The organism is Pseudoalteromonas luteoviolacea DSM 6061 (assembly GCF_001625655.1).
Classification (GTDB): domain Bacteria; phylum Pseudomonadota; class Gammaproteobacteria; order Enterobacterales; family Alteromonadaceae; genus Pseudoalteromonas; species Pseudoalteromonas luteoviolacea.
The window spans coordinates 108867-123840 of record NZ_AUYB01000125.1 but is presented as its reverse complement, the minus strand read 5'-3'; the positions used below and the strand labels follow the sequence as shown (position 1 = coordinate 123840).

Here is a 14974-nt window from a genome sequence, read left to right as displayed (position 1 = left end):
GGCAATTGCTGGGGTATTTTTTTGCCTCAAACTGTTACCAGGAACTTAAGGAGTCACGATGTTTTACGATTTAGCACGTCGTTATATGTTTAATAAAGATGCGGAATGGGCACATGATTTTGCACTAGGCAATCTTCGCCGCTTCAAAAATACACCATTAAGTCTCGCATGGTCACAGTCACTCCCTAAGAAGCCAGTTAATTTTTTAGGATTAGAGTTTGATAATCCGGTTGGTTTAGCTGCTGGTTTAGATAAAAATGCAGAGTGTATCGATGCATTTGGTCAAATGGGTTTTGGGTTTATTGAAGTTGGTACAGTTACACCAAGACCACAAGTGGGTAATGATAAACCTCGTATATTCCGTTTGCCAGAAGCACATGCTGTAATAAACAGAATGGGTTTTAACAACAAAGGGGTTGATAATCTTGTCGCGAATGTAAAAGCGTCAAATTACACTGGGATCCTTGGGATCAATATTGGTAAAAACAAAGACACGCCTAATGAGCAGGGCAAAGATGACTATATTCATTGCATGCGCAAAGTGTTTGAACATGCGTCATATATCACTGTAAATATTTCATCTCCAAATACGCCAGGACTACGTGACTTACAATATGGAGAGGCGTTGGATGATTTGTTACAAAGCCTCAAAAATGAACAAGTTGACTTAATCGCAAAACACAACAAATCAGTGCCAATGTTAGTAAAAATAGCACCAGATGTGGACGCAGTACAGTTGACTCAAATATCTGAATCCCTTGTCAATAATCGAATTGATGGGGTGATTGCAACTAATACAACGCTGGCAAGAGAAGCTGTACAAGGACTTGAGCATGCTGAAGAAGCAGGCGGACTTTCGGGCAGACCGGTTAGAGAAAAGTCGACGCATGTCGTGAGTGAACTAAAGCGTTTAACCGATGGTAAACTACCTATCATTGGTGTAGGCGGCATTGACAGTGCAGAAGCGGCTCAAGAAAAGCTGAACGCTGGAGCGGATCTGGTACAAGTTTATACTGGCTTTATTTATGAAGGTCCACAATTGATCAAAAGGATCGTAAATTCTTTATAAGGATCAGTCATATTACTAAATGATCCTAAAGAAAAAGTTATTATAAATATTTTTACACTTGCAAAAATCGCGATATACTACGAGTTACTGTTAATTTGGAGAAGTAGTAATTCGGAGGGCGATTTTGCAAGCATCAAAAGAGTGGCGTTGGTTACAATGTCGCACACAAAATCGGTTGCTTGTTGACCTTGGCGATGAGCTACAACTATGTACTCCCTTCAGGTTGCGACAATTAACAGCAGACTCAAATAGTAGCCCTACGTTGAGTGTGGAAGAAGCAGAGTTTTATCAAAATGTATTTGACTACTTATGTACTTATGCAGTTTGGTCAGAAGCTCAATGCTGCCAAATATCGCTCAATGCCACAGCTGCAAAATTTCACCTTTTACCTATGCAAGCGAAAAGCTGGTTTTTCTCGCCTTACAGCGGCTCAGAAGCTCTATGTAATGCGGTTGTCAGTTTACAGTCTAAAGAGATGCTAGGAGAGTGCTTGATTGTCGATCACGACAGTGAAGCGAGTTTGTGCTTAAACCTAACAGCAGAATTTCGCCTAGATGAGAATATTGTGCTCGAGCAATTTCAGGCAATTAAAGTACTTAACAATCGTATCCATCCGTTATTAGTGAGTAATAAACTCGCTAGAAGAGCTTAATCCAATCCCAGTCTGTCAACACCTGTGTTATACTCGCGTCAATTGAAATTATAGGGTTAGCACATTGCAGTTTATTGCACTTACATCGATTGGCATCGAGAATTTACTGGTCGAAGAACTTCAATCTTTCGAAATTAAAGTTACTAAGCAAAGCATTGGATCAGTGCGCTTTGAAGCTGATAACTTAACGGCTCAAAAGTTTTGTATGATGACGCGTTTTTCAACACGCGTGATGTTGCTGATTGACGAACATGAAGATATCAAAAACAAAGAAGATCTCTATAAATTTGCACGTTTTCAAGGCTGGCAAGAGTGGTTTGGTCCAAAACAAACATTTGCTGTTGAGTTTAATGGCACAAATAAAGAATTAAAAAATAGCCAATTCTCGGGCCTAGTTATTAAAGATGCTGTGGTAGATTATTTTCAAGATCTGTATGAACAGCGCCCTTCAGTAGATAAACAAGACGCCAATGTGCGAATTATTGCTAAGCTGAATAAGCAAAAGCTGGCTCTGTATCTTGATTACTCAGGCCCAAGGCTGTCAGATCGCGGATATAGAACTAAACAAGGTAAAGCACCAATTAGGGAGCATTTAGCTGCTGCACTAGTAATGCGTAGTGGTTGGTTAGAGGATACTTCGAAACCTCTTTTCGACCCTTGCTGTGGTTCAGGCACGCTTCTTATCGAAGCGGCAAGTATGGCATTAAAATTACCTACAAATTTGCATAAAGCCTTTGCTTTCAAAAGATTACCTAGTTTTAGAGAAGCAAAGTTTAAAGAGATACAGCAATCTCTTAAGTCAGAAAAAATAGCATCAAACTTGTGGCTAATCGGTCATGATATTGACGCAAAAGTGATTGATACAGCTCAATCTAACGCAAATCGTGCTGGGATTGGCGAGCATATTCAATTTAAAGTTTCAGACGCAGGTAATTTACAATCGGTTGCTAAGCGTCCGGGTACCGTGTTGAGTAACTTACCATATGGTGAGCGCTTGGGTTCAATGGCTGAGCTAATCAGTTTATACCGCAGTATGGGCGCAAGCTTTAAAAAGCACTTTCAGGATTGGAATGCTGCACTGTTAGGTACAGATGACGAGCTTTTCAGGTTACTTAAACTTGCATCAAAAAAACGCTACAAGTTTAAAAATGGTCCAATTGATGTAACGCTTTACCTTTATGAGCTAAACGAAAAGCAAGTTGCGCAAAATCAGCAAACTTCTGAACTTCATTATGAGCAATCTCGTGCATTTGCTAATCGATTAAAAAAGAACAAGCAAGCGCTTAAAAGTTGGCTGAAAAAAGAGTCTGTGCAAGCTTACAGACTTTATGATGCTGACATTCCAGAGTACAACGTTGCTGTAGACGTTTATGATGATAATGCGGTTATCTTTGAATATGCTGCGCCTAAAGAGATCAATGCAGAAGTGGCTGATAAACGTTTGCAAGATGTGATTTCTTTAACTGCTGAAACATTACAAATTTCTCCAAGCAAGTTAGCGGTAAAAGTGCGTAAAAAACAGCGCGGAGACTCTCAATATACGTCTTACGAGAAGCAAAATCGTTATCAAGTTATTGAAGAATTTGGTGCTAAATTTAAAGTAAACTTGTATGACTACTTAGACACAGGGCTATTTTTAGATCATCGCTTGGCACGTCGATTTATTCAACAAAATGCTAAAGATAAACGCGTACTGAATTTATTTTCATATACAGGGTCCGCTTCAGTCCATGCCGCGATTGGTGGAGCAAAAGCAGTGACTACTGTTGATATGTCAAAGACGTATTTGAAGTGGGCTGAAGAAAACTTTGCATTAAACAACCTTAAAAACCCACGTTTTAGATTTGAGCAAGCTGACTGCTTAAAGTGGCTTGAACATGCCAAAGGACAATACGATTTGATCTTTTTAGATCCACCTACGTTTTCAAATTCTAAAAGAATGAAGGATGTGTTTGACGTACAACGTGATCACATTCAGTTGCTAACGTGGGTTAAGAATATCTTAAGTCCAGATGGCGTGTTGTTGTTCTCCAACAATAAGCGTGGCTTTAAAATGGATGAAGTGGCACTAATGGGTCTTGGCCTAAAAGCGGAAAATATCTCAACGCAAACACTGTCGCCAGACTTTAAACGTAACAAGCAAATTCACAATAGCTGGTTGATAACCCATGGCTAAGGTGACGTTGTTTTATACTGATGGATGCCATTTGTGTGAAGAAGCGTTGTCTTTAGCGCTTTCTTGCATTAACGACGATGACATTCAGCATCAGGATATTTTAGAGAGTGAAGCTCTTATTAACGAGTTTCAAACTTCTATTCCAGTCATGAAAAATATAACAACGGGTAAACTGCTGTATTGGCCGTTTACTCAACAACAAATTCAAGAGTTAGTACAATAAGATGGATTTAATAAGAATAGCTAAAGCACAACTCGCTTTTGGTTCCCATCCACTATTAGACAATGCAGATGCGCTAATTGAAGCTGGTGAGCGAGTCTGTATTGTTGGCAGAAATGGTGCCGGCAAGTCTACCTTACTAAAAGTGTTAGATGGGCAGGTCGTGCTAGATGATGGTGAAATTAACCGTTTAACAGGCCTAAAAGTCTCGCGATTAGAGCAAGATCCACCCAAGGGGGCTCACGGCTCTGTATTTGATTATGTTGCTAATGGCCTGCCAGATGTGGCAAGTTTGCTTATTGAATACAATCATGTCAGTGAAGAACTGCAAACGGATCAGTCTAGCTCATTACTGAATCGCTTGGAGCGTTTGTCCGCGGAAATTGAAGCTGCTGATGCATGGCGATTTGAAAGTCGAATCAACTTGGTTTTGAGTCAACTTCAGTTGACTGCTCAAATGCGTTTAGAAAAGCTCTCTGGTGGATGGTTAAGAAAAGTTGCTCTGGCTAAAGCCTTGGTTAGCGATCCAGATCTACTATTGCTGGATGAGCCAACAAACCATTTAGATATGGCAAGTGTAGAATGGCTTGAATCATTCTTGAAAGATTTTAAAGGCGGAATTGTATTTATTTCCCATGACCGTGCTTTCATTAGAGCGGTTGCTACACGAATTCTCGATTTAGACCGTGGCAAGCTCATTTCTTATCCTGGCAATTATGCGAAATACCTTGAGCAAAAAGCACATGATCTAAAAGTGGAAGAAGCTCAAAATGCGCTGTTCGATAAAAAGCTTGCAGAAGAAGAGGCGTGGATACGTCAAGGAATAAAAGCGAGAAGAACCCGTAATGAAGGACGTGTACGCGCACTCAAGGCACTTCGAGTTGAGCGTAAACAGCGTATTGAGCAGGTCGGTAAAGCGGACTTTAATATCGAGTCAGCCGATCGCTCTGGTAAATTGGTCTTTGAAGCCAGTTTTGTGAATCATGCTTTCAAAGATAAACCAATTGTTAAAGACTTTTCGACGTTGGTAATGAGAGGCGATCGAGTAGGGTTAATTGGACCAAATGGTATTGGTAAAACAACACTGTTGAAATTGTTGTTTGGAAAACTGTCTGCAGATAGCGGTAAAATCAAGCAGGGTGTTAATCTTGAAGTCGCCTACTTTGACCAATATAGAGAAAAGTTAGACGAAGAAATGACTGTGCAAGACAATGTTGCCGAAGGCAAACAGGAAGTTTCAATAGGTGGACGCAGTAGGCACGTATTGGGCTATTTACAAGACTTCTTGTTTCCTCCAGCAAGGGCAAGAACGCCAGTTAAGGCGTTGTCAGGGGGAGAAAAAAACCGTCTGTTACTGGCAAAACTATTCCTTAAGCCTTCGAATGTTTTGGTACTGGATGAGCCAACCAACGATTTGGATATAGAAACACTCGAGCTATTGGAAGAAATCATCACCCAGTATCAAGGCACAATATTGATTGTTAGTCACGATAGGGAGTTTATTGACAATACATGTAATAGCGTTTGGGCTTTTGAAGGTGATGGTGTTGTCACCGAAATTGTAGGCGGCTACAGTGATTTTGAAGCTTATCGAGAAAATAAACTTGCGCAACAAAAAGCACTAGAGAAACTAGACAAAGAGAAAAAAGCCGCACCAGTAGCTAAACGCGATACAAGTAAAAACAAATCAGGTAAGCTCAGTTACAAATTAAAACTTGAATTAGAGGCTTTGCCAAGTAAAGTAGAGGAGCTTGAAGCTGCACTTGAAAGTCAGCAAGAATTAGTAAACTCTCCAGAGTTTTTTAAGCAAGATTCCGATGTGACACAACAGGCTTTGAACCAACTGGCAGAATTGGAGTCAAAGCTCGAAACCGCGTTTGAACGCTGGGAAGAATTAGAAGCTTTACAGAATCAGCAGTAAGGATTGAAATGAAATATTCACTTTTAGCCGCCAGTATTGGTTTGTGCTTTTCAGGACAGCTTTTTGCTGTTACTTATGAATTATCAGAATTACCAACAAATGAAAATACAAAGCATACCTATGTAATGGATGCGAATGAGTCTGGTGTGATGGTTGGTCGTGCGACCGAGTTATTCAACCTACCAATTGATGTAAGCTACATCGATTTTAACGACAGCGGTATTAAAAACGCCTATGACTCATGGAAGCGTAACCTAGAACTTCGTGATGAAACAATTGATTTCACACTAGAAGATATTGAAAAGAATAACGCAGCTGCCACTAATGCTGATGCCCACTTGTTTATGCGTAACTTCATATCAACAAGATCAAATAATCCGGAGTTTCAAAAATTGAACTCAGGTATTGGTATTATGTTTAGTACGACATCTGCAGATGAAAAGGTGCTGTTTGATGCTAACCGCGATTATACCAATGGGTTATCTCGTTCAACTGTGCAGCTTTTAACTGCTATTGCGTCTGATGGCACGGCAGTAGGATGGGGAACGGCACCGTACGACCAAATCGAGTTTCAAAAGAAAGATGAAAGTGAAAATACAACTTTCTTTCAGCGAGCTCATGCATCAAGGGCTTTACTAATTAAGCCTAATGGTGAAACAGTGGAGCTACCTGGTAGTTTTTCAGATGACTATGGTAGCTTTAGCATTGCAACAGATATTAAAAAGCTGGATGACGGTTCATACTTAGTGGTAGGCCAGAGTGCGGTAAGCGTTGAGAAAGACTCTGAAGATAGATTTAACGACAACTGTAAAGGTGAAGATGAGCCGGTTGCTGTTTGTGTTTGGCAGCTTCAAAACAGTGGTTACTATGATTTGCGCGCTTACCAATGGAAATTAGACGCGAACTTTAACATTATTTCCTCTGAAACAAAGGACTTAGGTATAGGCCTAACTCGAGAAGAGAACGAGGAAAGAATACACGTTAGCTCGGCCCTTGCTGTCAACAAAGCTGGCGTTCCAATTGGTCAGTCGCAAACAAGAGAGGGTGATGATTTCATCATCAGACAGCGCGCTGGTTACTTCCAAGATGGCACATTTAAGCCAGTTGTTGAACATGACAAAGGGTATGAGAGTAGTAGAGCAATTGCGATTAATGACAACAATGTGATAGTTGGTTATCGCATGGACGAATTTACTACAGGCTCCTTTGTTAACGTTAAAAGTTATTACTATGATATCGATAATTCTGAATACAAAGAAATAGCTTCATTTTATGAAGGCTCTGATATGTATGTTAGAGATATCAATAATGCCGGACAAATCATAGGCCAAGCTGAAGTAGAAAAGAACGTATCAGTTCCAAGAAGAGATGCTTTCTTATTTGACAAAGCAACCAACCAGCTTAGTAATATCAACGATTTACTGCCTTGTAAAAGCGCCGATTTTCCATATCAAGTCTCAGAAGCTATAAAGATTACAGACAGCGGCAACATTTATGCTATTGCAACTAAAACAGTAAAAAGAAAAGACTCGTTGGGCAATATCATGAAAGATAGCAACGGCAATGAAGAGTTTGAATCAGTTGCAATTCCTGTGTTATTAACTCGAAACAGCAGTGGCACACCAGCAGAGTGTGCGCCAGATGAAGCCGAGACATATGAACGTAGTTCAGCATCCTTTGGCGGCGTGATTGCGTTATTGTCAGCGCCACTATTGATGTTAAGAAGACGCAGAAATAAAAAGTAAACAAGACAATAAAAAAGGCCCTCAAGGGCCTTTTTTATTGATTGGAATTTTATAAGAGGTTTAATCCGCCTGATTGCGTGCTTCCCACGCTTTGTTTACAGAACGTCTCCACAAATAATCGATACCAAAAAATCCAATAATTGCTGCAATACATGCACAAATGAGAGACCCGACCATAAACGCAGGACCAATGGTTGAAATGCTTTGACTTAACCATGCCCAGGTGGGTTCAAAGTGGAATGGTTGTAACTCTTGACCAAGTGCAAAAACACCGACAAGATATGAACAATAAAAGATCGGTGGCATTGTAAGTGGGTTGGTAATCCAAACTAATGCAATCGAAAGAGGTAAATTTACTCTAAACGGTATGGCAAGGGCTGCCGCAAGTACCATTTGAAAGGGAACAGGGATGAACGCAAAAAACAGTCCAACTGAAAAAGCACCTCTGGCTGAACGCCGATTTAAATGCCAAAGGTTTGCATCATGCAATAAATTACCAAATATCTTTAACGATTTTTGTTCTTTGATCTTATTGTGATCAGGTAAAAAGCGTTGGATCGTTTTCTTCGCCATATAGAGCAACCATCTACTTCACTATTGATTTGCTTCGGCATCGTATGCGGGTGCCTAATATCCGTTTTTTATCTGGATTATTGGCAGTTACCCAGCAGTATTGCCATGCTCGTTTTTGTTAGTAGCTATTTTAAGCTTTTTTCGAATGTTTTGGCAGGTTTTATTTTAGGTATTTTTGTTACAGTTTTTCATTACTTCACTTTCTATCATGTAAGTTGGAAAAATGAAGTTGTAGATAAGCCGGTCAAAATACATGGCCATGTATCCAAAATTATCAATCGAAGTAGCTACACATACATCAAGTTAGATGTGGTAAAGCTTGATAAGTTTCATGTATCACCAGTAAAAACCATCTATGCAAATCTGTCAGTCACAAAAAGCCCTCAAGCTCTGAAAGAAGGAGATGAGGTGTCAGGCTTTGGAAAAATACGGCTTTTTCGTTCGAGGAAAAATTTTGACGTATTTGATACTGAACTATATGCGTTTAGAAATCACATTCATTTTAAAGGACGAATGGAGATTGATGAAATTATTTCAAGAAAAGCGCAATTTAAAAAAGCGTATCAGCGTTATATGGCGAGTGTTTTCAATGAGTTTGAATTGGGGTGGCTATACTATGTGCTGCTCAGTGGCGATCGAACAAAGATAACAAAGGAGCAAAAAAGTGAATTTAGAAATTTGGGGTTAAGTCATGTAATGGCGATTTCTGGGTTGCATATAGGTATCCTATTTTCATTGAGTTTTATTGTATTCAAATGCAGCGCATTCTTAATTTACAGTCGTTTGAGTCAGGCCATAAATGTCAATTTAGGTTGTATGTGTGGTGCACTCATAATCGCAGGTGTATATGTCATCTTGAGTGGCATGCAGGTATCTGCGCAAAGAGCTTGGCTAATGGCGGCTTTAGGCGTGGTTTGTTATGGTTTTGGGTTGCGAATAGGCTTAACTAGAATAGTTCTTTATGCTTTAACATTAGTCGTTGTTTTTGAACCATTTTCACTATTAAACATAGGGCTATATTTCTCTTTTAGTGCCGTGGTAGCCATATTGTGGGTGTTATCTAAGCGTCAAAACTTTAACTTAACTAGTAACAACCTTGCATATAAAGCTAAGCTATTAATAAAAATACAGTTTGTGGTATTTTTGTTTTTACTACCTTGGAGTGTATTTGCATTTCAAGGAGTGAGTATCTCAGGGTTAATTGTTAACTTAATAGTAATTCCCCTGCTGGGGCTGATCATTTTTCCGGCCATTATTTTACAGAGCCTAGTTTCTCTTTTTATAAATATACCGTTAATTAGTCCATTAGACTGGGTTTTAAATGAGTCTTATCTTCTACTGAAAGATTTGAAGTTCAATTGGTTAGGAATCGGACAGTTAGGTGTACCTGATTTGGGCTTGATGTTGCTGTCTATTGCATTATTGTTGGTTAAACCCACGCTTCGCTATGCCTCAATTCCTGTTATTTTGCTTATAACTCGTTGGTATTATTGGCAGCCACCTAATTGGCAGGTAGATGTGTTTGATGTGGGGCATGGAACTGCGGTTTTAGTCTCAAAAGAAGGCAAGGGTTTACTTTATGATCTAGGCGCAAATTACTTTGGCTCGTATTCTATATTTGAAAACGTAATATTGCCTTTTATCAAAGCAAACAACATTACCCTTGTCCATACGGTAATAAGCCATGATGATGGCGATCATGCCGGAGGGTTAAATGATCTAATCGAAAATGGATTTGGCAGTAGCTTGCATACATTTCATGGGCTCACGTATCAACAACCCTGTCTAAAACAAACGCTGAACTTTGAAGGGTTATTTGTTGAGGTGCTGTGGCCGCAAGAATTGCAGAATAACGACAATAATAATTCATGTGTTATTGTTATTAGTGATGGACACAATAGACTCTTGTTGCCCGGTGACATTGAATCTCGTTCTGAATTAAAGCTCGTAAATGAAAATAGTACAGCTTTGCAATCTACGATATTGCTCGCGCCACACCATGGTAGCAACACATCGTCTAGAGTTGAATTTATAGAAGCCGTGGATGCTGAGTTAGTAATTTTTTCAAGGGGTTATCATTCCCCTTGGAAACTGCCTCATCGAGATGTGATAGCTAGGTATGACAACGCAGGATATCAAATGCTTGATACAGCTTTAAATGGCCACATTCAAATTCGTATATTTTCTAGCCGTTATCAAGTTTTCATGGCCAGAGAAGCGAAAAATCTATGGTTTTTAAGATAATGCATTCAGTTTTTGGCTGATGGCAGATACAATATAGGGGTTTTGAAGTTTTAGAGTAATACTATGCAACAGTCTGGAAAGCAAATTTATAAAAGGCTTTTGACTTACACTTACGAATTTAAAATTGCAGCGTTTTTTGCGATCTTTGGTATGTTGGGATATGCCGCTATGGATGCGCTTTTCATTCAACTGATGAAACCATTTATGGATGATGGATTAACCCAAGGCAATCAAGATGTACTAGCAATGGCGCCTATCGTGGTGATTTTTCTAGTACTGGGAAGGGGGATATTTAATTACATGTCCTCATACTGCTTGAGCTATGTCGGTTCTCAAGTTGTGCGCAAATTGCGTCAGCAGTTATATGAGCATATGCTCTTTATGCCCGTTTCCTTTCATGATAAGCACTCCAACGGTGAATTGGTTTCAAAAATAACGTTTGACACTGAACAGGTACAGCAGGCTGTAACTAGAGCATTACAAGTTGCAATCAGAGAAGGCGCATTCGTCGTTTTCTTGCTTTGGGGCATGTTTGCAATAAGTTGGAAATTGTCGTTGCTATTTCTGGTTATCGTCCCTTTCGTTGCTATCGTGGTTAGCGTTGTTTCTAAACGTTTCAGAAAAATTTCTAAAAATATCCAAGATGCAATGGGTGCTGTAACGAGAGGCTCAGAGCAAATGTTGTCTGGTCATAAAGAAATTCATGGTTTCGGTGGTCAAGAGAAAGAAATAGCGCACTTTGCTACTGTCAATAATCATAACAGACAGCAGCGAGTGAAAATGGATGCGACTAGAGCGTTGAGTGTGTCAGTGATCCAGTTGATTGCAGCCAGTGCGATGGCCGTTGTTTTAGCAATCATTGCAATGCCAGATGTACATGAAACATTGACGCCAGGTGTAGTTGCTTCTTTGATCACTGCAATGGTCATGATGCTACGCCCACTCAAGCAGTTAGCAAATGTGAATAGTGATTTTCAGCGTGGTATTGCGGCTGCGAAAAGTATTTTTGAAGTTCTTGATCAGAAAAAAGAAAAAGACACAGGAACATATGAGGCTGAAAGTGTGCGTGGTGAAATTAGTGTTGAGCATGTCACCTTTACATATCCCACTAAGGATGAGCCCGTTATTGAAAACCTGTCTTTAAACGTGCAAGCAGGCAAGAGTATTGCTCTTGTAGGGCGCAGTGGGTCAGGTAAGTCAACATTGTCAAACTTGTTGCCTAGGTTTTATGACTTAGACGCTGGAAAAATAACATTAGATGGCGTTGAGTTGACAGAGTACTCATTGGCTTCGTTACGAAAACAATTCGCACTGGTTTCACAGCATGTCACTTTATTCAATGACACCATCGCTAACAATATCATGTATGGATTAGATGAGCCTTTGTCAGAGGAAGCGTTAATCAGAGTTGCTAAACAAGCCCACGTATGGGAGTTCGTCAAAGATTTACCGGATGGCTTAAATACAGAAGTGGGTGAAAACGGCGTTATGTTGTCTGGTGGTCAAAGGCAACGTATTGCAATTGCCAGAGCCATTGTTAAAGATGCGCCGGTTCTTATTCTAGACGAAGCTACTTCAGCATTGGATACAGAGTCGGAACGGCTTATTCAAGAAGAGTTAGAAAAACTAATGGTGAATAAAACTTCAATCGTTATTGCCCATAGGCTCTCAACAATCGAAAAGTCAGATCAGATTTACGTTCTTGATAAAGGAAAAGTCTTAGAACAAGGAAAACATGACGAACTACTAGCAAAAGATGGTGCCTATGCAGCACTGTGCAAAATGCAATATGGTGAATAACATTGAATAAAATAGAGAAAAGCTGGTACAAACCTATCGGCCTCTTGAATATTGCTTTGTTACCTTTGAGCGGCCTTTTTTGGCTAGTTAGCAATGTTAGAAAAGTGCTGTTTAAACTGGGGATTAAATCTTCTTATAAAGCGCCAGCGCCAGTTTTAATTGTTGGTAATATTGGTATTGGTGGGAATGGCAAAACACCATTCGTATTGTGGCTAGTACCTTATTTACAATCGCTCGGTTTAAAGGTAGCTGTCATAAGTAGAGGTTATGGTTCAAACCCTCCTCATACACCGTATCATGTCACTGAAGAAAGCAGCGCTGCACAAGCCGGTGATGAGCCTCTACTTATTTTTAAACGGCTGGGTTGTGATATTGTCATTGGTGGCGATAGACAAGCGAGTATCGAATATCTAATTGAGCACAACGAACCAGATATTATAGTAAGTGATGACGGGTTACAGCATTATCAATTAGCAAGAGACATTGAAATTTGCATTATTGATAACGAACGACGGTTTGGCAATGGTCTACTTCTCCCGTCGGGACCTTTGAGAGAGCTTCCTAGCCGTTTAAAGTCGGTCGATCTGGCTGTGTATAATGGCTCGGTAAAAGAGGATGGTTACTCATTGTGCACATCAGGCTTTTTCAGCGTGAAAACTGGTCAAAGAGCTCAAGAGTACCCATCGAAAGGTATTGCTGTAAGTGCAATTGGAAACCCCTCTAGGTTTGAAAAGTCTTTACAGGCAAATGGGGTTACAATTACACAGAATAAACATTTCGCTGACCACCATATGTACAGCGAACAAGATTTTGAAGCATATACAAAACAACCGGTGTTTATGACTGAAAAGGACGCAGTTAAGTGCCAGTCTTTTGCAAAAGACAATTGGTACTTTTTGCGTGTAGACGCCGTTCCATCTGAAGCGCTTATTGAAAAGCTGCATTGTTTATTAGAAAAGAAGGGGATTATTGGCCATGGCATTTGATACAAAATTGTTGGAAATCATCGCTTGCCCAGTATGTAAAGGCAAGCTGGCATATGACAAAGAAAACAAAGAGCTGATCAGCACCGCAGCAAAATTGGCATACCCTGTGAGAGATGATATTCCGGTATTGCTAGAAAATGAAGCAAGAGAGTTAAGCCTTGAAGAGGTAGAGAAGTGGAATTCATAGTCGTTATTCCAGCACGCTATGCTTCGACGCGTTTGCCTGGTAAGCCGCTGGTAGATATCTGCGGTAAAACCATGATCCAGCGCGTCTTTGAACAAGCTGAAAAAGCTGGTGCGAAAGCGGTTTATGTGGCGACAGACCACCAGTTAGTATTTGACGAAGTAAAAAAGTTTACCAACAATGTGTTGATGACTAGAGAAGACCACCAGTCAGGTACAGAGCGTCTAGCGGAAGTAGTCGATATTTTGAACTTAGATGACGACACTTTAATCGTCAACGTTCAAGGTGATGAACCATTACTCGAGCCTGAGAATATTACGCAAGTAGCGAACTTGCTATTCGCTTCATCTGCGCCGATGGCAACGCTGAGTGTGGATGTTGAGAGTGTTGAAGAGGTATTAAATCCGAATGCGGTAAAAGTTGTTAGCGATGCCAACAATAATGCGCTTTACTTCTCACGTGCATCTATCCCGTTTCAGCGAGAGAGCATGATGGAGTTAGATGAGAGCAAAATACCGCTATCGCATTTTAAACGACATGTTGGAATATACGCTTATCGTGCAGGGTTTATAAAAACATATCTTCAGTTGAGCGTTTCGCCGCTTGAAGTGCAAGAGTCATTGGAGCAGCTAAGAGTGCTTTATCATGGCTACCCAATTAAAATAACAAAGGCAAATAAGCCAGTTCATGCTGGAGTCGACACACCAGAAGACCTAGCGCGTGTTATTGAGTACCTCAATGGGTAAATTCGGCATTATTGCCCAGCATCAAGATTTTGTTGTTGCCTATAAACCTTGTGGAGTGAGCTTTCACAGTGAATCAGAAGCAGGGTTTGTCGCTTTACTTGAGCAACAACTTAATATGAGCTTATTTCCCGTTCATCGTTTGGATAAACCTACTTCAGGCCTGATAGTACTTGCGACTTCAAGTGAAGCTGCGGCTGCATTAACAACTTTGTTTACTCAAAGACAGGTAAACAAGTTTTACTTTGCGCTAGTAACTGATAAGCCTAAGAAGAAACAAGGCTGGGTAAAAGGGGATATGGCGAAATCCAGAAGAGGTACATATAAACTTCTTAAAAGCCAAGAAAACCCAGCAATAACAAGATTTTACTCAGTAAGTGTGGCGGCAGGCGTTCGAGCTTGTTTAATGAAACCTTTCAGCGGTAAAACGCATCAATTACGGGTCGCGCTAAAAAGTCTATCAGCACCTATATTAGGTGATGTAAACTATGGTGGAAAGTCAGCAGATAGAGTTTATTTGCATGCTTTTTACCTTGCATTTGAGTGGAATGGTGAATATTTAAGCTTTAGTGCGAAGCCTAAAGAGGGTGAGCATTTTGCGCAATTAGTAACACATGATATTTATAATTCGTGGCAACAGCCCGAGCAGTTAGAGTGGTAA

13 protein-coding genes are annotated in these 14974 nt (G+C 40.2%); 12 read left to right on the top strand and 1 reads right to left on the bottom strand.

The annotated features are described in order from the left end of the window. Positions 1-58 precede the first annotated feature (58 nt). The 6 genes from pyrD to N475_RS18455 all read left to right on the top strand — a co-directional run bounded on the left by pyrD (position 59) and on the right by N475_RS18455 (position 7783). Positions 59-1069: a quinone-dependent dihydroorotate dehydrogenase gene (gene pyrD / locus N475_RS18480; RefSeq protein ID WP_063365765.1), complete on the top strand. Its 1011-nt coding sequence runs from the start codon at positions 59-61 to the stop codon at positions 1067-1069. Between the two features lie 121 nt (positions 1070-1190). Beyond that, complete coding sequence (locus N475_RS18475) at positions 1191-1721, top strand: cell division protein ZapC domain-containing protein (protein ID WP_063355989.1); 531 nt, start codon at positions 1191-1193, stop codon at positions 1719-1721. A gap of 64 nt (positions 1722-1785) precedes the next feature. Then, a complete protein-coding gene (gene rlmKL, locus N475_RS18470) occupies positions 1786-3897 on the top strand; it encodes a bifunctional 23S rRNA (guanine(2069)-N(7))-methyltransferase RlmK/23S rRNA (guanine(2445)-N(2))-methyltransferase RlmL (protein ID WP_063365764.1) in 2112 nt (703 codons plus the stop codon). Further along, positions 3890-4120: a glutaredoxin family protein gene (locus N475_RS18465; RefSeq protein ID WP_063355987.1), complete on the top strand. Its 231-nt coding sequence runs from the start codon at positions 3890-3892 to the stop codon at positions 4118-4120. The genes rlmKL and N475_RS18465 overlap by 8 nt, the downstream gene beginning before the upstream one ends. Position 4121: 1 nt before the next feature. After that, on the top strand, positions 4122-6038 hold the full coding sequence (uup, locus tag N475_RS18460; RefSeq protein ID WP_063355986.1) for an ATP-binding cassette ATPase Uup: 1917 nt from the start codon (positions 4122-4124) through the stop codon (positions 6036-6038). An 8-nt stretch (positions 6039-6046) separates the two neighbouring features. Next, positions 6047-7783 (top strand): DUF3466 family protein, encoded by a 1737-nt coding sequence (locus N475_RS18455; protein ID WP_063355985.1) that lies wholly within the window; start codon positions 6047-6049, stop codon positions 7781-7783. A 60-nt stretch (positions 7784-7843) separates the two neighbouring features. Here N475_RS18455 and N475_RS18450 read toward each other — a convergent pair whose 3' ends face one another. Then, positions 7844-8356 carry a DUF2062 domain-containing protein gene (locus N475_RS18450; protein ID WP_063355984.1) on the bottom strand — a complete coding sequence of 171 codons (513 nt, stop codon included), beginning with the start codon at positions 8354-8356 and terminating at the stop codon, positions 7844-7846. On the opposite strand from N475_RS18450, the gene N475_RS18445 reads away from it, so the two are divergent. From N475_RS18445 to N475_RS18420, 6 genes are all read left to right on the top strand, one after another. Next, complete coding sequence (locus N475_RS18445; protein WP_081215851.1) at positions 8336-10600, top strand: DNA internalization-related competence protein ComEC/Rec2; 2265 nt, start codon at positions 8336-8338, stop codon at positions 10598-10600. The genes N475_RS18450 and N475_RS18445 overlap by 21 nt on opposite strands. 63 nt (positions 10601-10663) lie before the next feature. Next, positions 10664-12400 (top strand): lipid A export permease/ATP-binding protein MsbA, encoded by a 1737-nt coding sequence (gene msbA / locus N475_RS18440; protein WP_063355982.1) that lies wholly within the window; start codon positions 10664-10666, stop codon positions 12398-12400. A 2-nt stretch (positions 12401-12402) separates the two neighbouring features. After that, complete coding sequence (gene lpxK / locus N475_RS18435) at positions 12403-13386, top strand: tetraacyldisaccharide 4'-kinase (RefSeq protein ID WP_063355981.1); 984 nt, start codon at positions 12403-12405, stop codon at positions 13384-13386. Then, positions 13376-13573 (top strand): Trm112 family protein, encoded by a 198-nt coding sequence (locus N475_RS18430; protein WP_023399430.1) that lies wholly within the window; start codon positions 13376-13378, stop codon positions 13571-13573. Before lpxK ends, N475_RS18430 begins: the two co-directional genes overlap by 11 nt. Continuing rightward, entirely contained in the window at positions 13561-14316 is a 756-nt protein-coding gene (gene kdsB / locus N475_RS18425; RefSeq protein ID WP_063355980.1) for a 3-deoxy-manno-octulosonate cytidylyltransferase, read from the top strand. The genes N475_RS18430 and kdsB overlap by 13 nt, the downstream gene beginning before the upstream one ends. Then, the gene (locus tag N475_RS18420) at positions 14309-14974 is read left to right on the top strand and encodes a TIGR01621 family pseudouridine synthase (protein ID WP_063355979.1); all 666 of its coding nucleotides are present in this window, start codon (positions 14309-14311) and stop codon (positions 14972-14974) included. Before kdsB ends, N475_RS18420 begins: the two co-directional genes overlap by 8 nt.